The organism is Variovorax sucrosi (assembly GCF_051216635.1).
GTDB lineage: Bacteria > Pseudomonadota > Gammaproteobacteria > Burkholderiales > Burkholderiaceae_C > Variovorax.
In genome coordinates this window covers 187,745-212,875 of sequence record NZ_JBPJZU010000005.1, presented here as the reverse complement: position 1 = coordinate 212,875, position 25,131 = coordinate 187,745, and the positions used below count along the sequence as shown (strand labels likewise).

General features: G+C 68.0%; 24 protein-coding genes. 5 read left to right on the top strand and 19 right to left on the bottom strand.

What is annotated here, in order from left to right; all coding sequences use genetic code 11:
• Window positions 1-7: 7 nt before the first annotated feature.
• From ACSFBE_RS11765 to mgrA, 5 genes are all read right to left on the bottom strand, one after another.
• Window positions 8-1,234, bottom strand: coding sequence for an aromatic ring-hydroxylating oxygenase subunit alpha (locus ACSFBE_RS11765; RefSeq protein ID WP_435490574.1), 1,227 nt, complete (start codon window positions 1,232-1,234; stop codon window positions 8-10).
• A gap of 293 nt (window positions 1,235-1,527) precedes the next feature.
• Window positions 1,528-3,054 carry an ABC transporter substrate-binding protein gene (locus ACSFBE_RS11760; RefSeq protein ID WP_435490573.1) on the bottom strand — a complete coding sequence of 509 codons (1,527 nt, stop codon included), beginning with the start codon at window positions 3,052-3,054 and terminating at the stop codon, window positions 1,528-1,530.
• A gap of 26 nt (window positions 3,055-3,080) precedes the next feature.
• Complete coding sequence (locus ACSFBE_RS11755) at window positions 3,081-3,935, bottom strand: TauD/TfdA dioxygenase family protein (RefSeq protein WP_435490572.1); 855 nt, start codon at window positions 3,933-3,935, stop codon at window positions 3,081-3,083.
• Window positions 3,936-3,963: 28 nt separating this feature from the next.
• Window positions 3,964-5,091: a porin gene (locus ACSFBE_RS11750; protein WP_435490571.1), complete on the bottom strand. Its 1,128-nt coding sequence runs from the start codon at window positions 5,089-5,091 to the stop codon at window positions 3,964-3,966.
• Window positions 5,092-5,338: 247 nt separating this feature from the next.
• Window positions 5,339-6,382, bottom strand: a complete 1,044-nt coding sequence (gene mgrA, locus ACSFBE_RS11745; protein WP_435490570.1) for an L-glyceraldehyde 3-phosphate reductase — start codon at window positions 6,380-6,382, stop codon at window positions 5,339-5,341.
• Between the two features lie 346 nt (window positions 6,383-6,728).
• Between mgrA and ACSFBE_RS11740 the strand changes: the two genes are divergently transcribed.
• Complete coding sequence (locus tag ACSFBE_RS11740; RefSeq protein WP_435490569.1) at window positions 6,729-7,211, top strand: DUF2846 domain-containing protein; 483 nt, start codon at window positions 6,729-6,731, stop codon at window positions 7,209-7,211.
• A 44-nt stretch (window positions 7,212-7,255) separates the two neighbouring features.
• On the opposite strand, the gene ACSFBE_RS11735 is transcribed toward ACSFBE_RS11740, so the two are convergent.
• The 7 genes from ACSFBE_RS11735 to tsaB form a co-directional block, all read right to left on the bottom strand.
• Window positions 7,256-7,477 (bottom strand): hypothetical protein, encoded by a 222-nt coding sequence (locus tag ACSFBE_RS11735; protein ID WP_286647760.1) that lies wholly within the window; start codon window positions 7,475-7,477, stop codon window positions 7,256-7,258.
• A gap of 76 nt (window positions 7,478-7,553) precedes the next feature.
• Complete coding sequence (locus ACSFBE_RS11730) at window positions 7,554-9,053, bottom strand: DUF1501 domain-containing protein (RefSeq protein ID WP_435490568.1); 1,500 nt, start codon at window positions 9,051-9,053, stop codon at window positions 7,554-7,556.
• Window positions 9,054-9,072: 19 nt separating this feature from the next.
• Window positions 9,073-10,944, bottom strand: a complete 1,872-nt coding sequence (locus ACSFBE_RS11725; RefSeq protein WP_435490567.1) for a DUF1800 domain-containing protein — start codon at window positions 10,942-10,944, stop codon at window positions 9,073-9,075.
• A 175-nt stretch (window positions 10,945-11,119) separates the two neighbouring features.
• The gene (pyrF, locus tag ACSFBE_RS11720) at window positions 11,120-11,944 is read right to left on the bottom strand and encodes an orotidine-5'-phosphate decarboxylase (protein WP_435490566.1); all 825 of its coding nucleotides are present in this window, start codon (window positions 11,942-11,944) and stop codon (window positions 11,120-11,122) included.
• A 42-nt stretch (window positions 11,945-11,986) separates the two neighbouring features.
• A complete protein-coding gene (locus ACSFBE_RS11715) occupies window positions 11,987-12,760 on the bottom strand; it encodes a uracil-DNA glycosylase family protein (protein ID WP_435490565.1) in 774 nt (257 codons plus the stop codon).
• A gap of 28 nt (window positions 12,761-12,788) precedes the next feature.
• Window positions 12,789-13,289 (bottom strand): ribosomal protein S18-alanine N-acetyltransferase, encoded by a 501-nt coding sequence (gene rimI / locus ACSFBE_RS11710; protein WP_435490564.1) that lies wholly within the window; start codon window positions 13,287-13,289, stop codon window positions 12,789-12,791.
• 1 nt (window position 13,290) lies between these two features.
• Window positions 13,291-14,007, bottom strand: coding sequence for a tRNA (adenosine(37)-N6)-threonylcarbamoyltransferase complex dimerization subunit type 1 TsaB (tsaB, locus tag ACSFBE_RS11705; RefSeq protein WP_435490563.1), 717 nt, complete (start codon window positions 14,005-14,007; stop codon window positions 13,291-13,293).
• Between the two features lie 67 nt (window positions 14,008-14,074).
• On the opposite strand from tsaB, the gene dacB reads away from it, so the two are divergent.
• Window positions 14,075-15,499, top strand: a complete 1,425-nt coding sequence (dacB, locus tag ACSFBE_RS11700; protein ID WP_435490562.1) for a D-alanyl-D-alanine carboxypeptidase/D-alanyl-D-alanine endopeptidase — start codon at window positions 14,075-14,077, stop codon at window positions 15,497-15,499.
• A gap of 18 nt (window positions 15,500-15,517) precedes the next feature.
• Here the strand turns inward: dacB and ACSFBE_RS11695 are convergent, their stop codons facing one another.
• From ACSFBE_RS11695 to purE, 4 genes are all read right to left on the bottom strand, one after another.
• Window positions 15,518-15,832: a hypothetical protein gene (locus tag ACSFBE_RS11695; protein WP_435490561.1), complete on the bottom strand. Its 315-nt coding sequence runs from the start codon at window positions 15,830-15,832 to the stop codon at window positions 15,518-15,520.
• A gap of 129 nt (window positions 15,833-15,961) precedes the next feature.
• The gene (locus ACSFBE_RS11690; protein ID WP_435490560.1) at window positions 15,962-16,963 is read right to left on the bottom strand and encodes an L-threonylcarbamoyladenylate synthase; all 1,002 of its coding nucleotides are present in this window, start codon (window positions 16,961-16,963) and stop codon (window positions 15,962-15,964) included.
• 10 nt (window positions 16,964-16,973) lie between these two features.
• Window positions 16,974-18,155: a 5-(carboxyamino)imidazole ribonucleotide synthase gene (locus tag ACSFBE_RS11685; protein ID WP_435490559.1), complete on the bottom strand. Its 1,182-nt coding sequence runs from the start codon at window positions 18,153-18,155 to the stop codon at window positions 16,974-16,976.
• Window positions 18,152-18,721, bottom strand: a complete 570-nt coding sequence (gene purE / locus ACSFBE_RS11680) for a 5-(carboxyamino)imidazole ribonucleotide mutase (protein ID WP_435490558.1) — start codon at window positions 18,719-18,721, stop codon at window positions 18,152-18,154. The genes ACSFBE_RS11685 and purE overlap by 4 nt, the downstream gene beginning before the upstream one ends.
• A gap of 36 nt (window positions 18,722-18,757) precedes the next feature.
• Here purE and ACSFBE_RS11675 point away from each other — a divergent pair, with 36 nt between their 5' ends.
• Both ACSFBE_RS11675 and ACSFBE_RS11670 read left to right on the top strand, forming a co-directional pair.
• Window positions 18,758-19,678 (top strand): tetratricopeptide repeat protein, encoded by a 921-nt coding sequence (locus tag ACSFBE_RS11675; protein WP_435490557.1) that lies wholly within the window; start codon window positions 18,758-18,760, stop codon window positions 19,676-19,678.
• 36 nt (window positions 19,679-19,714) lie between these two features.
• Entirely contained in the window at window positions 19,715-20,158 is a 444-nt protein-coding gene (locus ACSFBE_RS11670) for an META domain-containing protein (RefSeq protein WP_435490556.1), read from the top strand.
• 13 nt (window positions 20,159-20,171) lie between these two features.
• Here the strand turns inward: ACSFBE_RS11670 and ACSFBE_RS11665 are convergent, their stop codons facing one another.
• The 3 genes from ACSFBE_RS11665 to pyk form a co-directional block, all read right to left on the bottom strand.
• Window positions 20,172-21,077, bottom strand: coding sequence for a phosphoribosylaminoimidazolesuccinocarboxamide synthase (locus ACSFBE_RS11665; RefSeq protein ID WP_435490555.1), 906 nt, complete (start codon window positions 21,075-21,077; stop codon window positions 20,172-20,174).
• A gap of 92 nt (window positions 21,078-21,169) precedes the next feature.
• Window positions 21,170-22,234, bottom strand: a complete 1,065-nt coding sequence (gene fba, locus ACSFBE_RS11660) for a class II fructose-bisphosphate aldolase (protein WP_435490554.1) — start codon at window positions 22,232-22,234, stop codon at window positions 21,170-21,172.
• Between the two features lie 114 nt (window positions 22,235-22,348).
• Window positions 22,349-23,797 (bottom strand): pyruvate kinase, encoded by a 1,449-nt coding sequence (gene pyk / locus ACSFBE_RS11655; protein WP_435490553.1) that lies wholly within the window; start codon window positions 23,795-23,797, stop codon window positions 22,349-22,351.
• Between the two features lie 203 nt (window positions 23,798-24,000).
• Between pyk and ACSFBE_RS11650 the strand changes: the two genes are divergently transcribed.
• A complete protein-coding gene (locus ACSFBE_RS11650; RefSeq protein ID WP_435490552.1) occupies window positions 24,001-25,110 on the top strand; it encodes a fatty acid desaturase in 1,110 nt (369 codons plus the stop codon).
• Window positions 25,111-25,131 lie beyond the last annotated feature (21 nt).

Genomic DNA, 25,131 nt, shown 5'->3' with positions numbered 1-25,131 from the left:
CGGGCGATCAGCAGTCGTGGGTGGCCTCGGCCTTGTGGATCGGGATGCTGCGCGCGGCCTTCTTGCCGCTGGCCTTCCAGGCGGCCTGGTAGCGCGGCACCAGCCAGTTGTTGAACTCGCGCTGCGCCTGCTCCTGCCACGAGTAGCGGCCGCGTGTCGCGAAGCGCGAGCGCAGGCCGACCTGCACCAGCTCGTCAACGTGCAGGTCCTGCGCGATGATCTCGTTGGCCGCGTGCATGTTCATCGCCATGCGCTGCTGGAACAGCGGGTCCTTCATGGCGCCGGGCGCGAACAGCAGGCCGGTGTCCATCTCGTGCGTCTCGGGGCCGTCGGCACGCAGGATCATGTAGATGACCATGTCGCTCATCATCACCAGCGACAGCGTCGGCGGGATGTTGGCGAACATCATGCGGTTGCGCTCTTCGGTGCTGAGTTGGGGGAACACCGGCAGGATCGCCCGCTGCGTGGCGTTGAAGCTGGCGTCCTGGTGCAGCGTGCCGTTGAAGCGGTAATAGCCGGCGGTGGTCTCGGGCAGCTCGGGGAAGCTCGCCATCGCGCTCGGCACGAAGTCGTGCAGCGGGCCGTGGTGCAGCCGGTTGGCGTGGTAGCCGTCGTTGTTGTTCTCGAACATGACCTTCCAGTTCCACGCGAAGTGGGCCGGCTTGTCCGGCCGCGGACCGTCGAGGTTGGCCAGGTCGAAGTTGGCCAGCGCTTCGGTCACCTCGGCCAGGCGCGGCGCCAGCGGTTCGGCTGCGGGATCGAAGTTGACGAAGACGAAGCCCTGCCAGACCTCGACCTTCAGCGTCGGCAGGCAGAAGGCCTTCTTGTCGAAACCGACGGTCTGCTCCATGGCGGGCGCACCGATCAGGTCGCCGTCGAGCGAGTAGGCCCAGTGGTGGTACGGGCAGAGAAAGGCATGGGTGTTGCCGTGGCCCTCGGCCACCAGCATGGCGCGGTGCTGGCACACCGACGACATCGCCTTGATCTCGCCGGCGCGGTTGCGCGCGATGACGAGTGGCTCGCCGATGATCTTCGTGGTGAAGTAATCACCGGGCTTGGTCACCCACGACTCACGGCCGACGCACAGCCATTCGTGGTTGAACACCGCCTCTTTTTCGAATTCGTAGAAATGGCGATCCGTATAACAAACCGGCGGCAGTGCCTGCGCCTTTTGAACGGACAGGACCGAGCTGTCGAGTTCTTCAAAGAATTGGTCCGTGGGAGAAAAAGTCATTGCTTCGCCTTCGAGATGAATTCTTTTCGCGGGAGTCTCCGTCCCCGAAAAGGCCTTGAATGCAAACGATCTTAGGACTCGACCCCGGGTGGGTCTTGCCATCAGACGCACGAGCAATGGCCTGGGGGCGCACCCTCTTGGGCAGTTGGCGAGCGAGGGCGAAAAGCGGCGAAACATGACGTTCCGATCGCATAGCGAGAACCGCGCCATCGGTTCCAACAGACGCGAAAAAGCCGCGGTCCGGCATGCACCGGAACCGCGGCCTTGCGCCCGACGTTCAGATCGATCCGTGTTCAGGCGCTCCAGTAGTACGGCAGGATCCACCCGTTCTGGAACGGCTTGTAGCCGGCCTCGGCCTTGGCATAAGCCACGGTGGACACGCCCTGCACCAGCGGCAGCGAATAGCCCTGCTCCACCGCCCAGACGTGGAACTTCTTGTAGCCCTCGATGCGCTTTTCGAGGTTCAGTTCGACCAGCAGCGGATCGAGCTGCGTCGAGACATCGGGGCTGCGCCAGACCGAGAAGCTCTTCTTCGGATCGAGGTAGTAGCCGGCCGACAGCTCCGGGTCGCCGGTGGCGTTGGTCCAGAACCAGAGCGTCGGGCCCTCGAGCTTGCCGGCCTGCACCTTGGTGTAGTACTGGGCCGGCTCGATCACCTCCAGCGCGGCGTCGATGCCGACCTTCTTCCACATCTGCACGAGGGCACGGGCCATCTCGAAATCGTTGGGGTAGATGCCGTTGGTGGCGAAGAAGCGGAACTGCACCGGCTTGCCGGGGCCATAGCCGGATTCCTTCAGCAGCGCCTGCGACCGGGCCGGGTCGAAGGCGAACTTGTAGTCGGGCGCATAGGCCGGTGTGCCGGGCGCCGCCGCCGTCGAGAGCGGCGCCGCGATGCTGTTGAAGAAGGCCTTGGAGAGGGCCTGCTTGTCGATCGCGTGGTGCATCGCGAGGCGCACGTTCCGTTCGACCAATGGGCCGCTGTTGACCATCTGCACGAGGTAGGTGTCGACCGTGGGCGTGAGGCTGTTGGCCAGGCCCTGGCTCTGGCCCAGGCGCAGCGCCTCGCGCATCGGCAGCGCGGCGGCCAGCTGCACCTGGCCCGACTGCACGGCCGAGACGCGCGTGGTCGGGTCCTTCACGACCTGGAACACGATCTTCCGGATCTTCGCGGGGCCGCGCCAGTAGCGGTCGAAGGCCTCGAGCGTGATGCTCGAGTCGCGCTGGTAGTCGACCAGCCTGTACGGCCCCGAGCCGACGGGCTTGGCAAGGAAGCCGTCGAGCCCGACCTTCTCGTAGTAGGCCTTGGGCAGGATGAAGGCCGCGCTGTAGCCGAGGAACTGCGGCGCCGTGACCATGGGCTTGGAGAAACGCACGATGGCGCGCGTCGGCGACGGCGTCTCGATGGCCGTGATGTCGCCCCAGATGAAGCTCAGCTGCAACCCCTTTTCGGCGCGCAGCCGGTCGAAGAAGGTGAACTTGAAATCGGCCGAGGTCAGCTTGTCGCCGTTGTGAAAGTAGACGTCGTCGCGGAAGTCCAGCTGCAGCACCAGGCCGTCCTTGTCGAGCCACTGGTAGGCCGTGACCACGCCGGGCTGCAGCCTGGAATCGGGCGTGTACTCCAGCGGCTGGTCGAACACGCACTTGAACAGCGCAGTGGGGTTGGGCGCGGCGCTGCGGCTCGGGTCCCAACTCGGCACGTCGATCGGATAGGCGATGCGAAGCTGCTCGACGGCGGCATGGGAATCGATGCCCCACTGCGCGAACAGCAGGCCGGCGATGCCCGCGGGAACGGACTGCGTGAAGTTGCGGCGATTGATCATGCGATGCCTCGGAGGAGAAACGAGCTTCAGTAAGGACGGTCGCCCTTGACCCACAGGCGATGCGCCTCGCGGACGTACTTCTTATCGTCGAACAGCGTGCCGGTGTGCAGCGAGCAGCGGTTGTCCCATACCAACAGGTCGCCCACCTGCCACTGGTGGCGGTAGACGAACTGCGCCTGCGTGGCGTACTCGACCAGCGAATCGACCAGGTCGACGCCTGCGGGGTTCTCCATGCCGATCACGCCCTTGACGGTGCCGCTGCTGGGCCACAGCGCCTTGCGGCCGTTGGCCGGGTGGGTGCGGATCAGCGGGTGGACCACGTCGGGGTTCTCCGCCTTCAGTTGCGCCGACAGCTCGCGCCGCTGGTAGAGCCGCGTGGTCATCAGGTGCTCGTAGCTGTGGTGCACCTTCAGGCCGTCGAGTTCGGTGCGCTTGTCCGCCGGCAGCGCGTCGTAGGCGGCGCACATGTCGGCCAGCAGCGTGTCGCCGCCCTCGGCCGGCACCTCGACCGCATAGAGCATGGTGCACATCACCGGCTCTTCCTTGTAGGAGTAGTCGGTGTGCCAGCCCACGCCGTCGCGGTGGCTGCCGATCGGCTTGCCGCCGACTTCGCGGTTGGAGAGCATGTAGATCTCCGGAAAGCCCGGCATCGTGTGCTCCTTGATGGTGTGGCCTTCGGGCTCGCCGAAGGCGCGCGCGAAGGCCACCAGCTGCTCGGGCGAGAGCGACTGGCCGCGCAGCAGCACGGCGCCGTGCAGGTTGAAGGTGTCGACCACCGCCTGCAGCGTCTGGGCATCGCCGGTGGACACGTCGACACCGAGCACTTCCGCGCCGTAGTCGTCCTTGAGTTTGCGGATGGAAAGGGTCTCTGCGAGCGTCATGGGTTTCTTTCGGGCATTCGTTCCGTTGTCAGAAGGTATGGACCAGCGCGACGCGGTAGGTCGTCTGCGAGTCGTCGTTCGAGGGCAGCGTGTAGAAGCCGGCGCCTTGCGAGGCATCGACATTCGACGACGCGCGCAGGTAGGAGGCCGATGCGTAGATCGTCGTGCGCTTGGACAGGCTGTAGCGCACCGCACCGGTGTACTGGTTCCACTTGTCGTCGGCCATGGTCACGTGCTGGTAGCCGCCGACGAGCGCCCACGGGCCGCCGAGGAAGTACATCCCGCCGATCTCGTACACATGCTGTGTCGTGCTGCTGTCGCCCTTGGTGAACTTGGTGGCGGTGGTGTTGGCCGCGAGCAGGAACTTCTCGAAGTTGTAGCTGATGCCGATGCCGGCGATTTCCTGCTTGTCCACCAGGAAGCCGGAACCCGTCGTCCCGTAGAGATCGGTCACGGTGTTCGTCGCGGGATCGGCGACCGCCGCGGGAACGCCCATGAACGAGAACACGCCGGTCTGCGCGTACGGGTAGACGTTGGTGTCGTTGAGCCGCACGTAGGCAGCGCCGACGCTCAGCGGGCCGTTCTTGTAGCCACTGCCCAGGCTGAAGGCCGTCTTGGTGTTGAAAGCGTCGATCTGCTCGCCGAACGCGAACATGGCGCCCGCCGTGAAGCCGCCGAAATTGGGCGTCACGTACTTGATGGTGTTGTCCATCTGCTTGCCGGAAATGCGGTCGTAGTCGCCCTGGTGGCCGGCGTAGACGCTGGCGAAGCCGCCGTAGTTGAACTGGGTGAGGTAGTCCCGCACGAAGTCGTACTGGCGGCCCAGGGTCACGGTGCCGAGCGAGGCGCTTTCCAGCCCGACCCATGATTGCCGGCCGAAGGCGCGACCGCCCTGGCCCAGGGTTCCGTTGCGCAGATTGAAGCCCATTTCAAGGTTGAACAGCGCGCGCAATCCGCCGCCCAGGTCTTCGGTGCCGCGAAAACCGAGACGGTTTCCGTAATTCACCCCGTCGGCGAATTTGTATTGCGTCCCGCCGCCCTGATTGTCGATATAGGTGATGCCCGCATCGATGATGCCGTAGATGGTGACCGAACTCTGCGCATTGGCCGACAGTGAAAAAGCGGCGATCGCAGCCCAAAGACAACGCTTGATCATTTCAATACCCTCAGTGTTCCGAGATGAAGAACCTTGCGTTTTCAACGTGGGGAAAACGCAGCTCCGACAGGCATTTGGAATTTCTCATCCGATATGCCGTATCGGTTCTTTCAGGTTATTTCAGAGCACTGCACTCCTTCTTGTTCGAGAATGTTCAAGAACTTGCAGATAACCGCATGGGCGTCTTTTGGCCGTTCCCGGTTCATTTGCGATCAAGTCCTGCATCAGGGCGACATGCCGCTGTGGTTCAGATTCGCTGGTCCGTCGACGGCTTTTCCCAGAGGTTCACGCCGCCATCGATCAGGTACCGATCGATCTCGGTCAATTCCTCGGCGGTGAAATCCAGGCGCTCCAGCGCCTTCACGTTTTCGCGGATCTGCCTGGCGCTGCTGGCGCCGATGAGCACGGAGGTCATGCGCGGGTCCCGCAGGATCCACGCCACCGCCATCTGCGCGAGCGTCTGGCCGCGGCCCTCTGCCAGTTCGTTGAGCATGCGCACGGCGGCCAGGTTGCGCTCGCTCAGGTGCGAGGCCGGCAGCGAATCGCCGCCCGGCTGGTTGATGCGTGCATCGGCCGGAATGCCGCTCAGGTACTTGTCGGTCAGCAGGCCCTGCGCCAGCGGCGTGAAGGCGATGCAGCCGGCGCCCAGCGTCTCGAGCGTGCCGGTCAGCTCCGACTCGATCCAGCGGTTGAGCATGTTGTAGGCCGGCTGGTGGATCAGCAGCGGCACCCGGTGCTCGGCCAGCAGCCGCGCGAACTCGCGCGTCTTGTTCGCCGAGTACGACGAGATGCCGACGTACAGCGCCTTGCCCTGCTGCACCGCACTGGCATAGGCCGCGGCGGTTTCCTCCAGCGGCGTGTCGGCGTCGAAGCGGTGCGAATAGAAGATGTCGACGTGGTCCAGCCCCATGCGGCCGAGCGACTGGTCGAGGCTCGCGAGGATGTGCTTGCGCGAACCGCCGCCACCTCCGTAGGGGCCCTGCCACATGCTCCAGCCGGCCTTGGTCGAGATCACCAGTTCGTCGCGGTGCGTCTTGAAGTCTTCCTTCAAATGGCGGCCGAAGTTGCGCTCGGCGCTGCCGAAGGGCGGGCCGTAGTTGTTGGCCAGGTCGAAGTGCGTGATGCCCAGGTCGAAGGCGGTGCGCAGCATGTCGCGCTGGCGCTCGAAGGGGGTGGTGTCGCCGAAGTTGTGCCAGAGGCCCAGCGACAGCACGGGCAGCTTGAGCCCGCTGCGGCCGGTGTGGCGGTATTGCATCTGCTGGTAGCGCTCGGCGGCGGCGATGTAGGTCATGGATTCGCGTTCTCTCTCTGTGAGGCAGGGATGCCGGCCAGGACGGTCGGCCCTGCAGAGAAAGGCTACGCGGATCAGGGGCGCGCTTCTTGTTCCAGCGCGTCCGGGTTCTTGCCCGATGCGGGCCGCCGCGCGCTACACCAAAAGATTTCACTCCGGCGAGCGATGCCACTTCGGGCGCAAATCAATACCCGTCGCCGTGACAAAAGCCCATCGCTCGGCGCCGGGCGACATCGAGAATTCACGCGCTCATCCAAAAAATTGGATGGAGGAGGTCGATCTGGACATCGACGTCTGTCAATGAGCATTCGCCTTAGTTCATAAACCTTAAAAATCAGAAATTCAAATGAAGATCACGCGTCTCGTTAAGTTCGCATCCCTGTCCGCCGCGCTCGCCATCATGGTCGGCTGCGCAAGCCTCCCGTCGCCGGAGGCCATGAAAGCCGAAACAGCATCCTTCCAATTGCCTCAGGCCCCGACGCCGGGCAAGGCCATCGTGTATGTCGTTCGCCCCTCGGGGGTCGGCGGCTTGGTGCGATTCAACGTTTTCCTGGATGACCAGGAGTCGTCGTCGGAAATGGGATACACGCGTTCGAGCCAGTACGTCTACTTCAACGTGGCACCCGGTAAGCACAAGATTTATTCGAAGGCGGAGAACTGGGCTGAAACGCAAATCGATGCAAAGAGCGGCGATGTCGTCTACATCCAGCAGGAGCCGTCGATGGGCTTGATCATGGCCCGCAACAACCTCAGCACGCTGGACGAACTGCAAGGCAAGTACCAGGTCAAGAAGCTGACGGTGGGCACCGTCATCAAGACGGAAAAGTAAGGCCTTCTCGAGCGCGTTCAGGCCCCGCCAGAGCCTCGGGCGCCTCAGCCCTTCTTGCCGCCCACCACCAGCAGGATGCCACCCACCACGATGGCGGCCACGCCGGCCCAGGTCGGGATGTTGACGTTCTCGCGCTCCTTCACCGACAACTCCAGCGGGCCGAGCTTGGCCTGGTGGGTTTCCTTGGTGAAGCTGAAGCCGCCGATCGACAGGCCGGCGATGCCGGCGACGATCAACAGGATGCCGACGATGCGGGTTGCGTTCATGGTGAGGGTCCTCCTTCGGCCGGCATGCTCGCCGGCCCGCGCATTGTGCCCCGCGCGCAGCATGCGCGTGCCGTGGCTACGCCATGAAGCCCAGGTCGGTCGGGTAGTCGGTGCTGCCGAAGTTCCTGAGGTTCGGCAGGATGCTGCCCAGGTCGGCCGCCGGCACGCCGAACCACTTGGCGAGCGTGCCCGCGTACTGGTCGACCGAGGTGCCGGGAATCAGCCGCCCCTGCCCCACGTGGCCGTCGTAGCCCGGCAGCTTGGAGTCGTTGTTGATGCTCACCACCGGCGCCTTGCCGTAGAGCTTGTCCTTGCCCTTCACGGCGCCGCCGACCACGAAGTGGTGGCCGCCCCAGCCGTGGTCGGAGCCGTCGCCGTTGCTGGCCAGCGTGCGGCCGAAGTCGGAGGCGGTGAAGCTCGTCACGTTGTCGCCCAGCCCGAGCGCGGCCATCTCCTTGTGGAAGGCCGCCATCGCGTCGCTCAGCCGCGCCATCAGGCCGGGCTGGTTGGCAATCAGGTTGTCGTGCAGGTCGAAGCCGCCCATCGAGACGAAGAACACCTGGCGCTTGGCGCCGAGGGTGCTGCGCCCGCGGATGAGCCGCGCCACCATGGCCAGCTGCGACGCCAAGCCGTTGCCGTTGTAGGTCACGCCACCGGCCGTCACGTTGTACGGAAAGCTGCCCGCCGTGCCGGGGTTGCCGTTCGGGTAGGCCGCACCGCGCGCGGCGTTGATCTGCCCTTCGGCCTGCACCGCCCGCACGGTGATGCGGTTGTATTCGTTCTCCAGCGTGTGGCCGCGGGTCTGCTGCACCAGCTGCGTCATCGCAGCCTTCACCGTCGACGAGCCGTACACGTTGTTCTTGAGGCTGTTGATGGAAATCGCCCCGTCGGTGCTCACCTGGTACTGCAGCGCGTTGTCGCCCGACAGGAAGACCGCGTTGCCCGACACCGACATGCAGGTGAACAGCGAGTTGCTGTTCTGCGTCATCGCCAGATCGCCGAGGTTGCCGCCCCAGCCGACGGTGGAACCCTCGGGCGAGGACGACTGCCAGGTCGACTGCTGGTCGTTGTGCGAGAACAGTTTCGGCGGGACGGGAAAGTTGCGCCGGTCGCCGCCCTGGTACTGCGCGCGCGTGAGCGGCACCACCAGCGGGCCGACGTTGAGCTGCACTGCCACCTTGCCGTCGGTGTTGTACAGGTTGGCCAGCTGCGTCATGGCCGGGTGCAGCGCGTACTGCCGGCCGTCGGGCAGCGCACTCGTCGGGCTGAGCAGCGTCGGCGTCAGCGCCGCCTTGGGGATCGCGATGCCGCCGCCGGCCAGGCCGTTGCCGCCGCGGATCTGGCTGTAGGCCAGATAGCTCGGATCGTCGTACGTCACCACGGTGTTGGCGTAGTCGTTGCCGCCGAACAGGAAGACGCAGACCAGCGCCTTGTAGTCGGTGGCGCTCTGCGCCGCGGCTTCGCCCATGGCGGCGAGATTGAGCGCGAAGGGCAGCGCGGTGCCGGCCATTGCGAGCTGGCCCGAACGGCGCAGGAAGGCGCGGCGGGTGTGGCCCTGGGGATCGATGAAGTGCATGACCTTGGCTTCCGGGTTCTTACTTCTGGACGAGGTACTCGGCCGAGGCCATGACCATCAGCACCGCCGCGTACACGCGGTTGGCCTTGACGGCGTCGGTGCTGGTCGCGGTGACCGCCGGCTGGGCCAGCGCGTCGGTGATGAGCTTCCGCGTGTCGGCCGGCAGCTGGTTGGCCGTCAGCAGGAGGTCGAGCCGCTGCACCAGCTTGGCGGGCTCGAGCACCAGCGCCTTCTCCGCCGCATAGGTCGGGATGACGTCCTTGCTGTTGAAGCCGTTGGCAATGCGGTCCTGCATGAAGTTCAGGTAGGCGCCCACCGTGGTCTCGTTGACCAGCTGGAACTCCGGCGCCACCTGGCCGCCCTCGGCCAGCGCGGTGCTCGGCGGCACATAGCCGGGCCGGAAGAAGTTGAACACCGAGGGCGAGCGCAACGGGCTCTGGCCCAACTGGTTGCCGGTACCCGAGAGATTGCCGATCTTCCAGGTGTCGGTGGCCGAGCCGATGCCGAAGGTGCGGCCCCACTGCACGAAGCGCAGCATCGGCTCGCGCAGGCGGCCGAAGCCCGGATCGCTCAGGCCGGCCGGGCTGCGTGCCTCGTTGTCGAGCAGCACGGCGGCGAACACGCTCTTCATGTCGCCGCGCACGCCGGCGCCGTTGTTGGCGAACACCGCCGAGACGCGTGCGACGTAGGCCCCGCTCGGGTTGCTCGTGACCAGACGCTGGATCAGCTGCTTGCCGATGAACGGCCCGACGTTCGGGTGGTTGAACAGCGTGTCGAGCGCGGTCTTCAACGCGGCCTTGCCTTCGGTGCCGGCCGCGACCGACGCGCCGAGGAAGTTCGCGGCCACCGTCGAATGGCGGCTGGCGGTGAGCGCCATCGGCCGCGTGGTCCAGGCATTGCTCTCGATCGTGTAGCTGGCACCGGGCGGCGTGAAGGCGCCCTTGTCGGCGGTTGCGATGTCGAGGTCGTAGCCGGTGAAGACGCGTGCCAGGTTGGTGACGTCGTCCTGGGAGTAGCTGTCGAGCGGCGTGCCGTCGGCCCCGCGCTTGATGCTGCCGTCGGGGTTGAGCTGGTAGAGCCCGATGGTCATGAGCTGCATGACCTCGCGGGCGTAGTTCTCGTCGGGCTGGCGGCCCGAAGAATTTTCCTTCTGGTTGCCGCGCGTGTTGAGGTAGTAACCCATCGCCGGGTTGAGCGTGACGTTCTCCAGCAAGGTGCGGAAGTTGCCGGTGACACCGGCGACCAGCATGTCCCAGTACTGGGCCATCATGTATTGCGGCCAGTTGGAGCCGATGTCGTTGGCCGACACCACGAAGATCTCGGTGAGCGCGAGCGCCATGCGCTTGCGCAGCCCGTCGGTCGAGCTCATGAGCTGCTGCCAGGCCATGCCGTCGGTGTCGACCGCGTTGTAGCCCTTGCTGGCGATCCAGGCCCAGCCGCCGAGCGTGGCCGGCGCGTCGAACTGCTCGCCCATCCAGTTCAGGTAGGTCTTGCTGCGCAGGGTGGCGATCTCGGCCTCGGAGGCCGACAGCTGCACCTGGAGCAGGAAGCGCGCAGCTTCGGCATCGCTCTGCGGCTTGGTGTAGACGTAGGTCTGGGCGGTTTGCGTGGTGGTCAGCGTGGACAGCGAGCCCGCGCCGTCGCCACCGGCGCTGGGACCGCCGCTGCCCGATCCCTCGCCGCCGCTGCCGCCGCTGCCGCCGCCGCCACAGGCGGCCAGGGCGGCTGCAGCGGCCACGGAGGCGGCCCGCGCCAGCGCAGCGCCCGCTGAACCCACTGAACCGACGGTCCCCGCGGGGACCGTCGCCGGTGCTTGCACCTCGGGCAGCACAGCGGCGCGCAGCCTGTCCCCGGCCGCGTCGACGCGGCTCGTCACCACTTCTTCCACCATGAGTCCCCGCTCCTCGGCGCGATGCGCCATAGGCCTTCAAAAGGCAAGTGCCGTGCCCGGCGTTCACCGGACTGCGAGGACTCTAAGGGCCGTCTGTCAGACAAGCACTGTTAGTAAACGTGACTTTTTCCGTCGTCCGGACACAACCAGGGCTTGAAGTGACAGGAAATGTCGGTCAGGGTTTGGCCGCTTCCAGGCCGTCGCGGGTGCGCTGCGCCTCGCGCCGCGCGGCCTCGGCGAAGTCGTCGCCGGCCGACGCGTAGCAGATCGCCCGCGAGGAGTTCACAACGATCGGCGCGTCCGGGCGCCACCCCGCGCGCACCGTGGCGACGGCGTCGCCGCCCTGTGCACCGACGCCGGGAATCAGCAGCGGCACGGTCGGCGCGAGCGCGCGCACCCGCTCGATTTCGGCCGGGTAGGTGGCGCCGACCACCAGTCCGAGCTGGCCGTTCAGATTCCACGGCCCCTGGGCCAGGCCGGCTACATGTTCATACAACAAAGGCTGACCGTCGACGCTGGCCAGGCGCTGGCCCTGCAGGTCGGCGCCGCCCGGGTTGCTGGTGCGGCACAGCAGGAAGGCGCCCTTCTCGGGGTACTTGAGGTAGGGCGCGACCGAGTCGAAGCCCATGAAGGGCGACAGCGTGACCGCGTCCGCGCCGTAGCGCTCGAAGGCCTCGATCGCGTACTGCTCGGCGGTCGAGCCGATGTCGCCGCGCTTGGCGTCCAGGATGATCGGCACCTGCGGCGCGACGCGGCGGATGTGTTCCATCAGCCGTTCCAGCTGGCCCTCGGCGCGGTGGGCGGCGAAGTACGCGATCTGCGGCTTGAACGCGATCACCAGGTCGGCCGTGGCATCGACGATGCGGGCGCAGAAGTCGTAGATCTTGTTGGCGTCGCCCTTCAGGCGCGCCGGGAACTTGGTGGGCTCCGGGTCGAGGCCGACGCACAGAAGAGAGCGGTTCTGCCGCTCGGCGGCGCGCAGCTGGTCGATGAAAGTCATGCCGGATTTTAGGTGGCGGGCCGGCGGCCGCCACGGCGGGCGCTAGCCGAGCGCCGCCAGGGCGTCCGCCGCCAGGCAGAGATCGGCCCAGGCCCGCGCCTTGTCGCCCGGGTTGCGCAGCAGGTAGGCCGGGTGATAGCTCGCGACCACCGGCGCACCGCCCAGGGCGTCGAGCCGGACCGTGCGGCCCCGCAGCTTGCCCAGCGGCTCGGCGCTCTGCAGCAGGCTCTGGGCCGCGAGCGGCCCCATGGCGAAGACCAGGCGCGGCGCCAGAGCGCGGGCCTGCGGCAGGAACGCGTCGGCAAAGGGCGCGGGGCTGTCCTCGCGGCCGGAAGCGACGCCGCGGTGGGTGCGCATCACATGAACCGGCCGTTCGCCGGCGTGCAGCTGCAGCGCCCGCAGCATGTTGTCGAGCAGCCGGCCGGCCTCGCCCGCCAGCGGCTCGCCGTGGCGACCATCCGCTTCGGGCGGCATGTCGGCCACCACCAGCCAGCCGCCTTCGGACGGGCCGCTGGCCGCGTAGACCCGCTGGGGCGGCGCCACCAGCACGGCGGCGCCTTGCGCGCGGGCGGCGGTCGGCATCGGCGAGGCAGCGACGGGCGCAGGCGCGGCCGGGGCACGCACCGGTGCCGGCGGCGGCTCGGCGCGCGGTGCCTGCTCGGGCGCTTCGACGAGCGCCGTGGCGGGCTGCACCTCCACTGTCGGCGGGACCGCGAGCGCCGCGGCGGGTGCGGCGACCGGCCACCACACCTTCACGCCCATCTCGTCGAGCATGGCGCGCTGGCGCGCGTCGAGGTTCAGCGACGACGCGCTCATCGGGAATCCTCGTCGGACCGCAGGGCGCTCATGGCTGCAAGGCGCCCCAGGCGCTGGTCGATTCATACAGGCGCAGGCTCATGACGACGGCATCTTCGCGGCCGCCGTGGGCCGGGTAGTAGCCCTTGCGCACGCCGACCCGCCGAAAGCCGTTGCGCTCGTAGATCTGCAACGCGCGCGCGTTGCCCGTGCGCACCTCGAGCCACAGCCACTGCGCGCCCTGCGCGCGCGACCAGCCGGCCAGCGCCTCGAGCATGAGCGGCGCCCAGCCCTGGCGCTGGAACTCAGGCGCCACGGTGATGTTGAGCAGATGCACTTCGTCCACGCCCTTCATGGCGACGAGGTAGCCGATGACGGTCTCGCCGCCGAGCAGCAGCTGGCAGTGGTAGCCGGCGGCCAGCGAGTCGATGAAGTTGGCATGCGTCCAGGGATGGGTGTAGGCCTGGTTCTCGATCGCGCAGACCGCACCGAGCCGCTCGACGGTCATCGCGTCGAGGCGGGCTTCCAGCGGTTGCAGGACGGCGCTCATGTCAAGGAATGGAGGCGGCAGCGGCGGCTTTGAGGGCCGCGCGTTCTTCGGTGGTTTGCGCGACTTTATCGCGAACATACAAGGGCCACGCGTCGGCCGGCGCCACCGAAGCACCGGTCGCCAGCAGGCCCGGTGCCAGCCGCAGCAGCGCTTCGGCGGTGGGCAGCACCATGTGCCGCGCCGCGCCGCCATGCAGGCGCTCGCCATACGCGGCGAATGCGTTCCCGGCGAGCACCCAGCCCTCCGGCACCTCGACCTGCTCGGGCGCCAGCAGCTCGGCCACGGCGGCAGCGGGCGCGTCGCCATCGAAGGTGTAGCGGGCGGCGTAGACCTGGTCCATGCGCGCGTCGAGCAGTGCCACCACGCGCACGGCGCCGAAGCGATGGCGCGCCTCGTCGGCGACGGCGTGCAGCGTGTCGACCGGCAGCAGCGGCACGCCGGCGCCGAAGCCCAGGCCCTGCGCCACCGCGCAGGCGGTGCGCAGGCCGGTGAAGGAGCCGGGCCCGCGCCCGAAGGCGATGGCGTCGAGCTCGGCCAGCGTCAGCCCGGCCTCGGCCAGCAGGCGGCGGATCAGCGGGATCAGCGTGCTGGAGGCCTGCGCACCGCCGGCACCGCTGTGGGCGACGGTGCGCTCGCCATGGCGCACGGCAACCGACAGCACGTCGGTGCTGGTGTCGAAGGCGAGCAGTTTCGGAAGGAAGCAGGGGGCGGCAGGCATCCCGGGATTATCCGGGCCGGCCGGCAGAGGCACCGCCGTGGGGCCATGCCGCCGGGATAATCGGCCGATGCCTCTTGCCTCCCTTGCGGCCTGCCGCGCCGCGCTGGCCTCCTGCCTCGCCCTCTTCGTCTGCGGTGCCGCCATCGCCCAGACCCCGCTGCCGCCCGAGGTCGACGCGGCCCTGGTCCGCGCCAAGGTGCCGCGCGATGCGGTCACGATGCTGGTCGCCGATGCCGACGCGGTGCGGCCGCCTCGCCTGGCCTGGCGCAGTCAGGTGCCGATGAATCCGGCCTCCATCATGAAGCTGGTGACCACCTATGCCGGGCTCGACCTGCTGGGCCCGGCCTTCACCTGGACCACGCCGGTCTACGTCGACGGCCCGATCCGCAACGGCGTGCTCGAAGGCAACCTCTACATCCAGGGCCAGGGCGACCCGAAACTGGTGATCGAGCGGCTCTGGCTGCTGTTGCGCCGGGTGCAGGGCCTGGGCATCCAGTCGATTCAGGGCGACATCGTGCTCGACCGCAGTGCCTTCGAGACGGTCGAAGCCGACCCCAATGCCTTCGACGGCGAAGGGCTGCGGCCGTACAACGCGTCGCCCGACGCGCTGCTGGTGAACTTCAAGTCGGTGGTCATGACCTTCGTGCCCAACCGCAGCGCGTCGACCGCGCAGGTGAGCTTCGAGCCGCCGCTGGCCGGCGTGGCGATGCAGCCGACGGTGCCGCTGTCGGCCGGCGACTGCGGCGACTGGCACACCACGCTGGCCGCAGACGTGGCCGACCCGTCGCGCCTGCGCTTCGCCGGCAGCTATTCGGCGGCCTGCGGCGAGAAAGTATGGGCGCTGGCCTATGCCGACCCGCGCAGTTATGCCGCACGCGCCGTCGGCGGGCTCTGGACCGAGATGGGCGGCCGGCTCAAGGGAACGGTGCGCGACGGGCGCGTGCCGGTCGAACTGAAGCCAGCCTTCGAAGTCGTCTCGCCGCCCCTGGCAGAAGTGGTTCGTGACATCAACAAGTACAGCAACAACGTGATGGCGCAGCAGCTGTTCCTGACGCTCGGCCTGCAACAGAAGAAGCGCGGCACGCTGGACGCGTCGCGCACGACCATGCGCCAGTGGTGGAACAACCGCATCGGCACCGGCGAGGGTCAACCGGTGTTCGACAACGGCTCGGGGCTGTCGCGCGACGAGCGCATCACCGCGGGCGAACTGGCCAAGATGCTGCAGGTGGCCTGGCGCTCGCCGGTGATGTCGGAGCTGATGTCCTCGCTGCCGGCCTCCGGCGTCGACGGCACGCTGCGCCGTCGCCCGCTGCGTTCAGGCGGTGCCGCGCACCTGAAGACCGGGACGCTGCGCGACGCAGCGGGCGTGGCCGGCTTTGTCGACGGCGCCAGCGGCCGGCGCTATGTGGTGGTGGCGATCGCCAATCACGGCAACGCCGCGGCGGCCCGGCCGGCCTTCGATGCGCTGGTGGATTGGGCGACGCAGGACTGACGCTCCACGGCCGGCGCCTCAGGCGGCACGCGCATCGGCCAGCATCAACGCCGCTTCGTAGGCCGCCCGGCCGGCCGTCTTGGTCTGCTGGACCAGCGCGTCCCAATGGCGCACCGTCTCCATCGGCGTGGGCGCGATGGGTTTGGACATCAGGGTGCGGCTCACGCCGAGCAACGCGACGGCGGACGTGAGGCAACGCTGGGTGGCGCGAGTTTCGTCGGGTCGCTCGACCCTTCGGCGACCGGCCGCCTCGTCTTCGATGCGTGACAGAAGATGATTGATGGCGACCACGGCGGTGTCGATCAGCGCAGCGTCGCTGGGCTTCGGATTCATAAGTTACTTCCCTGAGTTTTTTTGTAACCGGGATGTTGCCAGCGGCGCTCCGGAACGGAGCACAACAATTTCACGAACGTCAACGAAAGTACTCTACGGCGAACGGCCCGCTGCAGCCCGATCGAACCCTCAGGCGGCGGCGGCGCGCTGCAGCCGGTCGCGCACGCCTTCCCATTCGGCACTGGCGGGCGGCGTTTCGATCCAGATCAGCTTGACGCCCTCGGCGTCGAAGCTGCGCAGCACGGCGAACAGCTGCTGCGCCGCCGCCGCCGCGTCGTCGGGCATGCGCCGCTGCAGCACGCGCTGCGAACGGCTCTGGAGCGGCGAGCGCGCCCACACCGCAATGTGCGCCGCCTGCGCGCCGAGCAGGTCGAGCGCCGACTGCAGCGCCTTCGCGTCCATCAGGCGAACCTTGGCGTCGGGCGCGTAGTGCGCCTCGAGCGTGCCCGAGGCGCGTGGGTCGGGCGCCGCGAGATCGGCCTTGTCGCGCAGCGGCTCGCCGCAAACGGCCTGGATCTGGTCACGGGTGATGGCGCCCGGGCGCAGCAGCACCGGCGCGCCGCGGCTGCAGTCGACGATGGTGGATTCGATGCCCACCGCGCACGCCCCGCCGTCGACGATGAGCAACTCGTCGCCGAACTCGTCCTGCACATGCTGCGCGGTGGTCGGGCTGACGCGGCCGAAGCGATTGGCGCTGGGGCCGGCCACGCCGAGCACGCCGCGCTCCGCGCAGGCTTCCAGCAGCGCCTGCGCCACCGCGTGCGCGGGGCAGCGCAGGCCGATCGTGGCCTGCCCGCCGGCGGCGGCCGCGCCGACGCCCGGCTGGCGCGTGACGATCAGCGTCAGCGGGCCGGGCCAGAAGGCGTGCACCAGCTTTTCGGCGAAGGGCGGCAGCGGCTGCGCGAAATGGGACAGCGCCTCGGCGCCCCTGGCGCCGGCCGCGACGTGGACGATCAGCGGATGGTCCGACGGCCGGCCCTTGGCCCGGAAGATGCCGGCGACCGCCGCATCGCTGCCCGCGTCGGCGCCCAGCCCGTAGACGGTCTCGGTCGGAAAGACCACCAGGCCACCTGCGCGCAGCCGGTCGGCGGCCGCGTCGATGGCGGCGGGATCGCGTCCATCCACGATCATGGGGAAGCGATCATTCGGACAGCGGGATCGGTAGCCCCAGCACCGCCGCCGCGAAGTCGGCCGTGCTGCGCACCGTGTCGATGTCCGGTCCGGTGATGTTCAGGTGGCCCATCTTGCGGCCGCGCCGCGCATCGGTCTTGCCGTAGAGATGCAGGTGCACGCCCGGCAGGGCCAGCACGTCGGCCCAGGGCGGCTCGACGGCCGTGTCGCTCGCATCGACGAACCAAAGGTCGCCCAGCAGGTTGAGCATGACGGCCGGGCTGTGCTGGCGCGGCGTCGACAGCGGCAGGCCGGCGACGGTGCGCACCTGCAGGTCGAACTGCGACAGGTCGCAGGCGTCCATCGACCAGTGGCCGCTGTTGTGCGGGCGCGGCGCCATCTCGTTGACCACCATGGTGCCGTCGGCCAGCACGAAGTATTCGACGCACAGCACGCCCACGTAGCCGAGGCCGTCGGCGATGGCACGGGTGGACTCGACAGCGCGCGCCGCCTGGCCCGCCGGGATGTTGCCTGGATAGACCTCGGTCACGGCGAGGATGCCGTCGCGGTGCAGGTTGCGCTGCGGCGGGAAGTGGACCATCTGGCCGTCCTGCCCGCGCGCCACGATGACCGAGCATTCGTAATCGAGCGCGAGCCGCTTCTCCAGCACGCAGGGCACGCCGCCGGTGCCTTCCCACGCCGCCGCGAGCGCTGCCCGGGTCGCGACGCGTTGCTGGCCCTTGCCGTCGTAGCCGAGCCGCGCGGTCTTCAGAATGCCGGGCAGCAGGTCGTCGGTCACGGCCGCGAGCTGCTCGGCCGTTTCGATGACGGCATAGGGCGCGCAGGCCACGCCGCAGCGCACGAAATGCGCCTTCTCGCGGATGCGGTCCTGCGCGATCGCCACCGAGGCGGCCGCGGGCGCGACCGGGCGCGCCACGGCAAGGTGCACCAGCGATGGCGACGGAACGTTCTCGAATTCGGTCGTGATCGCGTCGGCCAGGCCGGCCAGGCGGGCCAGGCCGTCGACGTCGATGTAGTCGGTGTGGATGTGGTGATGGCTCACGCGGCCGGCCGGGCTGTCGGGGTCGGGGTCGAGCACCGCCGTGAAGTAGCCCATGCGCTGGGCCGCGTGCACGAACATGCGGCCGAGCTGCCCGCCGCCGATCACGCCCAGCGTGGCGCCGGGCAGGACGTAGGGCGTCGGCGCACTCACAGCGCGCCCCCGCCCTGTGGCGAGAACGGCGACACCGCCGGCGCCGCCGGCGCCGCGGCCGATGCGCCGGCCTCGGGCGGCGGCAGCGTCATGGCCTGGGCAGCGGCGGTCTGCGCGGCGCGGAAGGTGTCGAGCTGCGTGCGCAGCCGCGGGTTGCCCACGGCCAGCATCGCGACGGCAAACAGCGCCGCGTTGGCCGCGCCGGCGTTGCCGATGGCGAAGGTGGCAACCGGCACGCCCTTGGGCATCTGCACGATGCTGTAGAGCGAATCGACGCCCTGCAGGTGGCGGCTGGCGACCGGCACGCCCAGCACCGGCACCGTCGTCTTGGCCGCCAGCATGCCCGGCAGGTGCGCCGCGCCGCCGGCGCCGGCGATGATCGCGGCCAGCCCGCGCGGGGCGGCGCTGTCGGCGTAGGCGAAGAGTTCGTCCGGCATGCGGTGGGCCGACACCACCCGCGCTTCGTGGCCGATGCCGAATTGCTGGAGAATCTCGACCGCGTGACGCATCGTCTCCCAGTCGGAGTTCGATCCCATCACCACGCCGACCTGGATTGTTTGGTTCATGGTCGCAATTTTACGTTTCGCCTCCATCTGCATCCGATGATCGATATCACCCTCGAAAACTTCCAGACCGAACTGATCGACGGTTCCATGACCACGCCGGTGCTGCTCGACATCTGGGCCGAATGGTGCGGGCCGTGCAAGCAGCTCGGGCCGGTGCTCGAAAAGCTCGAGGCCGACTACGCCGGCCGCTTCACGCTGGCCAAGCTCGACGCCGACAAGGTGCCGCAGATCTCGGGCCAGCTCAGCGAGATGTTCGGCGTGCGCAGCATCCCCTTCTGCGTGATGTTCAAGGGCGGCCAGCCGGTCGACGGCTTCGTCGGTGCCATCCCGGCCGCGCAGATCCGCGAATTCCTCGACAAGCACGTGCCGGCCGCGGCGGCACTGGAAGCGGCCGCCGTGGAAGAAGCCGCGCAGGAAGCCCTGGCCGAGGGCGACACCGAAGGCGCGCTCGAGAAGCTGCAGCACGCCGTGGCCACCGACCCGGCCAACGACGACGCCCGCTTCGATTACGTCAAGCTGCTGCTGCAGCAGGGCCGCAGCGACGACGCCAAAGTCGCCTTCGCGCCGGTCATCGCCAAGGCGCCGGCGGTGCGCCGCTTCGACGCGCTGCAGCGCTGGATGAACGCCATCGACTTCGCCGCCCCGCCCACCGGCGCCGCACCGACGCTGGCCGATGCCGACGCCCGCATTGCCGCCGGCAAGCGCGACTTCGAGGCCCGCTTCGCCCGCACCCAGCTGCTGATGGCCGAGCAGCGCTGGACCGACGCGATGGACGAGCTGCTCGAAATCCTGATGCGCGACAAGGCCTGGAGCGAAGAACTGGCGCGCAAGACCTACATCGCCATCCTGGAGATCATCGAGCCGCCCAAGCCCAAGGTGGCCGACGGCCAGATCCCGCCGGACGACCCGACAGTCGCCACCTATCGCCGCCGGCTCAGCAGCATCGTGCTGAGCTGATCGAGACCGCCCAGGCCCTGTGCCCGAAGGACCGCCATGCGCCCCCTTGCCCGTGTTGCCCGTCCCGCCGTCCTGCTGCTGTTCGCAGCGGCGAGCCTGCTGCTGGCCGGCTGCGGCACCCGCGTGAGTCTGGACGAACCGATCGAGTCGCTGACTTGGCGCCTGCTCAGCGTGGGCACGCAACCAGCCCTGCGCGATGCCGATCCGCGGCGCGATGCGCAGCTTCAGTTCGACGGCGCGCGCGTCAGCGGCTCGGGCGGCTGCAACCGCATCAGCGGCGGCTACGAGCGCACCGGCCATCGCCTGAAGATCGGCCCGATCGCGGCCACGCGCATGGCCTGCATCGAGCCCGAGCGCAGCGCGATGGAAACGAACTTCCTGATCGCGCTGCAAGCCACCACCGGCTACAGCCGGCTCGGCACCCAACTCATGCTGCTGGACGACGGCGGCCGCACGCTGGCGGTGCTGGACAGCCGCTGAGCGGCCGTGCGGCTCAGCGGGTCAGCCGCTCGAGCGCCTCGTGGTACTTCGCCGCGGTCTTCTCGATGATCTCGGCCGGCAGGCGCGGCGCCGGCGGCGTCTTGTCCCAGGGCTTGCCGTTGACCTTGGTGGCTTCGAGCCAGTCGCGCACGAACTGCTTGTCGTAGCTCGGCGGATTGGTGCCGTTGCGCAGCGCCTCTTCGTAGCCTTCGACCGGCCAGTAGCGCGAGCTGTCGGGCGTGAGCACCTCGTCCATCAGCACCAGCGTGCCGTCGGTGTCGAGGCCGAACTCGAACTTGGTGTCGGCAATGATCATCCCCTGGGCCAGCGCGATGGCCGCGGCGGCTTCGTAGATGGCGATGCTGGTTTCGCGGATCTGCTGCGCGAGCGCCGGCCCGACGATCTCGACCACGCGCTCGTAGCTGATGTTCTCGTCATGCTCGCCGGCCGCCGCCTTGGCCGCTGGCGTGAAGATCGGGCGCGGCAGCTGGCTGGCGTTGCGCAGGCCTTCGGGCAGCGGCACGCCGCAGACCGAGCGGCTCTCCTGGTATTCCTTCCAGCCGCTGCCGGCCAGGTAGCCGCGCACCACGGCCTCGACCGGGATCGGCTTCAGGCGCTTGACCAGCATCGAGCGGTCCTTGACCTGCGGCACCTCGGCCTCGGTCACCACGCTTTCGGGTGCATCGCCGGTCAGGTGGTTGGGGCACAGGTGGCCCAGGCGCTCGAACCACCACAGGGCCATCTGCGTGAGGATCACGCCCTTGCCGGGGATCGGCTCGCCCATGATCACGTCGAAGGCGGAGAGCCGGTCGCTCGCGACCATCAGAATGCGGTCCTCGCCCACCGCGTAGTTGTCGCGCACCTTGCCGCGCGCGAGCAGGGGCAGGCTTTGGATCGAGGAGGTGTGGACGGTGGTCATGGCGAAAACTGGGGGAAAAGCGGAAAGGGAACGCAGATTGTGCGCGCAGAAAAAAGCCACCGCGAGCGGTGGCCGGGGGATGGCGGTGACGCTCAACGCACTTCTTGTGCGAGCTCGCCCTTGGCGTACTTGGCCGCCACGACCTGCAGCGTGTCGCCCTTGATCTTCGCGCCCTGGCCTTCGCAGCCGAACTCGATGTAGCGCTGCTTGCAGACCAGCTTGGCGGCTTCGCGCGCCGGCTTGAGCCATTCGCGGGCATCGAACTTTTCCGGGTTCTCGAACAGGAACTTGCGCACCGCGCCTGTCATGGCCAGGCGGATGTCGGTGTCGATGTTGATCTTGCGCACGCCGTGCTTGATGGCTTCCTGGATTTCCTCGACCGGCACGCCGTAGGTTTCCTTGATCTGGCCGCCGTACTGGCGAATGATCGCCAGCAGCTCTTGCGGCACCGACGACGAACCGTGCATCACCAGGTGGGTGCCCGGAATGCGCTGGTGGATTTCCTTGATGCGGTCGATTGCCAGGATGTCGCCGGTGGGCTTACGGGTGAACTTGAACGGGCCGTGGCTGGTGCCGATGGCGATGGCCAGCGCATCGATCTGGGTGCGCTTGACGAAGTCGGCGGCCTGCTCCGGGTCGGTCAGCAGCTGTTCGCGCGTCATGGTGGCGTCGGTGCCGTGGCCGTCTTCCTTGTCGCCCTTCATGGTCTCAAGCGAGCCCAGGCAGCCCAGTTCGCCTTCGACGGTGACGCCGACACGGTGCGCCAGCTGCGACACCTTCTTGGTCACCTCGACGTTGTATTCATAGCTGGCGATGGTCTTGCCGTCGGCTTCGAGCGAGCCGTCCATCATCACCGACGAGAAGCCGAGGTCGATGGCGCCCTGGCACACGTCCGGGTTCTGGCCATGGTCCTGGTGCATCACCAGCGGGATGTTCGGATAGCTCTCGATCGCGGCCTGGATCAGGTGCTTGATGAAGCCCTCGCCCGCGTACTTGCGCGCGCCGGCGCTGGCTTGCAGGATGACCGGCGCGCCGGTTTCCTTGGCCGCTTCCATCACGGCCTGGACCTGTTCGAGGTTGTTGACGTTGAAGGCCGGAATGCCGTAGCCGTTGGCGGCTGCGTGGTCCAGCAGTTCGCGCATCGAGACGAGTGCCATGGGAAATACCTCGCGGGGATTGAAGATGAAGAATGAAGAAAAACTGCCTCAATTCTACCGAGCCCCCTTGTGGGACGGGTCCCACGGCCTGCAACGCCGCGTGGCGCGTCGCGCTCAGGTCGCGCGGCAGATCTTCAGCATGTTGGTGCCGCCCGGCGCACCCATGGGTTCCCCGCAGGTGATCGCGTAGACATCGCCGCTCTGGACGATGCCGCGCTTCTTCAGGTGCGCCTCCGCGTGTTCGAGCGCGGTGTCGCGGTCGGTGTGCGAATCCATCAGCAGCGGGCGCACGTTGCGAAAGAGCGCCATCTTGCGCTGCGTCGACAGGCGCGAGGTCAGCGCATAGACCGGAATGTGCGCCGAATGTCGGCTCATCCAGAGCGGGGTCGAGCCCGATTCGGTCAGCGCGACGATCGCCTTGGCGCCCAGGTGGTGGGCGGTGAAGAGCGCGCCCATGGCGATCGCCTGGTCGATGCGCGCATAGGTGTGGCCGCTGAAGTCGGTGTCGCGGGCCTTGTCCTCGGCCTGCTCGGCGGCTTCGCAGATGCGGCTCATCTCCTGCACGGTCTCCAGCGGGTAGCGGCCGGACGCGGTCTCGGCGCTGAGCATCACCGCGTCGGTGCCGTCGAGCACCGCGTTCGCCACGTCGCTCACCTCGGCGCGTGTGGGCACGGGGTTGGTGATCATCGACTCCATCATCTGCGTGGCGGTGATGACCACGCGGTCCATCTCGCGCGCCATGCGGATCATCTTTTTCTGCAGCGCCGGCACGGCCGCGTTGCCGACCTCGACCGCGAGGTCGCCGCGGGCGACCATGATGCCGTCGCTGGCACGCAGGATCTCTTCCAGATTCGGAATCGCTTCGACCCGCTCGATCTTGGCGATCATCCCGGGCCGGTGGCCGAACTCGGCCGCCGCCACGTTGCACAGCTGGCGCGCCATCTCCATGTCGGTCGCGTTCTTCGGAAAGCTCACCGCCACGTAGTCGGCCTGGAAGCTCATCGCGGTCTTGATGTCCTCCATGTCCTTGGCCGTCAGTGCCGGCGCCGTGAGGCCGCCGCCCTGCTTGTTGATGCCCTTGTTGTTCGACAGCTCGCCACCGAGCAGCACGGTGGTGTGCACCGCTTGGCCCTTGACCAGGTTCACGATCAGCACGATGAGGCCGTCGTTGAGCAGCAGGCGGTCGCCGGCCTTCACGTCGCGCGGCAGGTCCTTGTAGTCGAGCCCGACGGCGTCGACGTCGCCCAGCTCGGTGCGCGAGGCGTCGAGCACGAACTTGGCGCCCGGCTCGAGCCAGATCTTGCCCTGGGCGAACTTGCCCACGCGGATCTTCGGGCCCTGCAGGTCGGCCATGATGGCCACTTCGCGGCCGGCGCGCCGTGCGGCTTCGCGCACCATGGCGGCACGGTCGATGTGGTCCTGCGCCGTGCCGTGGCTGAAGTTCAGCCGCACCACGCTGACCTTGTGGACGATCATCTGCTCGATCAGTTCGAGCGTGTTCGACGCGGGGCCGAGCGTCGCGACGATCTTGGTGGCATGGCGGGGAAGTCGGGTCGTGTCCACAGTGTCTCCTGAGGCTGTCGGGAATCCGTTCCGGAGGCGGACCGGGGTTTTGGCACAATTCTCACATGTGAAGATGACGTTGCGCGATACGACACGGTTGCCCAGACAACCCGGCGCTGCTTGATCTTCGTCATATCCCCTTCCGATGAATGCGTTACGGTGCGCCTCGTGCTCCGTCGTCCTTCCTTTCCTTGACTCGGCTTATGCAGACCCCAACCGATCCCGTTCCCGCCCCGCTCGCGCCCGACGCGCCGCTGCCGCACCGCAAGGTCATCCGCTCCTGGCTGATCCCGATCTCGCAACGCACCACCGTGCGCGCCTTCGTGCTGCTGGCGCTCGACTACCTGCTGTTCGGCGCGCTCGTCACGGGGACGGTGCTGCTCAAGCCGGTCTGGCTCAAACTGCTCGCCGGACTGCTGGCGGGCTTCGTCATCGGCCGGCTCTTCATCATCGGCCACGATGGCTGCCACCAGAGCCTGACGCCGCACCGCCGCCTGAACAAGTGGCTGGGCCGCATCGCCTTCCTGCCCTCGCTCACCGCCTACAGCCTCTGGGACATGGGGCACAACGTGGTGCACCACGGCTTCACCAACCTGAAGGGCGTCGACTTCGTCTGGGCCCCGCTGACGCAGGCCGAGTACCGCGCGCTGTCGCCGGTGCGTCGCGCCCTCGAGCGCATCTACCGCAGCGGCTGGGGCCCCGGCCTGTACTACATGGTCGAGATCTGGTGGAAGAAGATGATGTTCCCGTCCCGCGCCACGATGGGCAACAGCTACCGCCCGATCTTCGCCAAGGACTGCGCGCTGGTCAGCGGCTTCGCCGTGCTGTGGATCGCCGCGCTGACGGCCGCGGCGCTGGCCACCGGCCAGTCGGTGCTGCTGGCGCTGCTGCTCGGCTTCGTGGTGCCGATGGCCTTCTGGTTCAACATGATGGGCTTCGTGATCTACGGCCACCACACCCATGTGAAGGTGCAGTGGCACGACGAGAAGGCCGCCTGGCAACGGGCCCAGCCCTTCGTGTCGACCACCGTGCACCTGACCTTCCCGATGAAGGTCGGCGCGCTGATGCACCACATCATGGAGCACACGGCGCACCACGTGGACATGAGCATCCCGCTCTACAAGCTGAAGGAAGCCCAGAAAATGCTCGAGCACCTGCTGCCCGAGCGCATCATCGTCCAGCCCTTCTCCTGGAAGTGGTACTTCTCCACCGCCCGCGCCTGCAAGCTCTACGACTTCTCGCGCCAGTGCTGGACCGACTTCCAGGGCCGCGCCACCAGCGCGATGCGCGCACCTGCACCGGCCATGGCCTGAGGCTCGGCCGCCACGACAGCA

What these genes read in the sequence shown, in the direction of transcription:
- ACSFBE_RS11765 (WP_435490574.1), bottom strand. Translation starts at nt 1,234, where the DNA reads ATGACTTTTTCTCCCACGGACCAATTCTTTGAAGAACTCGACAGCTCG.
- ACSFBE_RS11760 (WP_435490573.1), bottom strand. Translation starts at nt 3,054, where the DNA reads ATGATCAATCGCCGCAACTTCACGCAGTCCGTTCCCGCGGGCATCGCC.
- ACSFBE_RS11755 (WP_435490572.1), bottom strand. Translation starts at nt 3,935, where the DNA reads ATGACGCTCGCAGAGACCCTTTCCATCCGCAAACTCAAGGACGACTAC.
- ACSFBE_RS11750 (WP_435490571.1), bottom strand. Translation starts at nt 5,091, where the DNA reads ATGATCAAGCGTTGTCTTTGGGCTGCGATCGCCGCTTTTTCACTGTCG.
- mgrA (WP_435490570.1), bottom strand. Translation starts at nt 6,382, where the DNA reads ATGACCTACATCGCCGCCGCCGAGCGCTACCAGCAGATGCAATACCGC.
- ACSFBE_RS11740 (WP_435490569.1), top strand. Translation starts at nt 6,729, where the DNA reads ATGAAGATCACGCGTCTCGTTAAGTTCGCATCCCTGTCCGCCGCGCTC.
- ACSFBE_RS11735 (WP_286647760.1), bottom strand. Translation starts at nt 7,477, where the DNA reads ATGAACGCAACCCGCATCGTCGGCATCCTGTTGATCGTCGCCGGCATC.
- ACSFBE_RS11730 (WP_435490568.1), bottom strand. Translation starts at nt 9,053, where the DNA reads ATGCACTTCATCGATCCCCAGGGCCACACCCGCCGCGCCTTCCTGCGC.
- ACSFBE_RS11725 (WP_435490567.1), bottom strand. Translation starts at nt 10,944, where the DNA reads ATGGTGGAAGAAGTGGTGACGAGCCGCGTCGACGCGGCCGGGGACAGG.
- pyrF (WP_435490566.1), bottom strand. Translation starts at nt 11,944, where the DNA reads ATGACTTTCATCGACCAGCTGCGCGCCGCCGAGCGGCAGAACCGCTCT.
- ACSFBE_RS11715 (WP_435490565.1), bottom strand. Translation starts at nt 12,760, where the DNA reads ATGAGCGCGTCGTCGCTGAACCTCGACGCGCGCCAGCGCGCCATGCTC.
- rimI (WP_435490564.1), bottom strand. Translation starts at nt 13,289, where the DNA reads ATGAGCGCCGTCCTGCAACCGCTGGAAGCCCGCCTCGACGCGATGACC.
- tsaB (WP_435490563.1), bottom strand. Translation starts at nt 14,007, where the DNA reads ATGCCTGCCGCCCCCTGCTTCCTTCCGAAACTGCTCGCCTTCGACACC.
- dacB (WP_435490562.1), top strand. Translation starts at nt 14,075, where the DNA reads ATGCCTCTTGCCTCCCTTGCGGCCTGCCGCGCCGCGCTGGCCTCCTGC.
- ACSFBE_RS11695 (WP_435490561.1), bottom strand. Translation starts at nt 15,832, where the DNA reads ATGAATCCGAAGCCCAGCGACGCTGCGCTGATCGACACCGCCGTGGTC.
- ACSFBE_RS11690 (WP_435490560.1), bottom strand. Translation starts at nt 16,963, where the DNA reads ATGATCGTGGATGGACGCGATCCCGCCGCCATCGACGCGGCCGCCGAC.
- purE (WP_435490558.1), bottom strand. Translation starts at nt 18,721, where the DNA reads ATGAACCAAACAATCCAGGTCGGCGTGGTGATGGGATCGAACTCCGAC.
- ACSFBE_RS11675 (WP_435490557.1), top strand. Translation starts at nt 18,758, where the DNA reads ATGATCGATATCACCCTCGAAAACTTCCAGACCGAACTGATCGACGGT.
- ACSFBE_RS11670 (WP_435490556.1), top strand. Translation starts at nt 19,715, where the DNA reads ATGCGCCCCCTTGCCCGTGTTGCCCGTCCCGCCGTCCTGCTGCTGTTC.
- ACSFBE_RS11665 (WP_435490555.1), bottom strand. Translation starts at nt 21,077, where the DNA reads ATGACCACCGTCCACACCTCCTCGATCCAAAGCCTGCCCCTGCTCGCG.
- fba (WP_435490554.1), bottom strand. Translation starts at nt 22,234, where the DNA reads ATGGCACTCGTCTCGATGCGCGAACTGCTGGACCACGCAGCCGCCAAC.
- ACSFBE_RS11650 (WP_435490552.1), top strand. Translation starts at nt 24,001, where the DNA reads ATGCAGACCCCAACCGATCCCGTTCCCGCCCCGCTCGCGCCCGACGCG.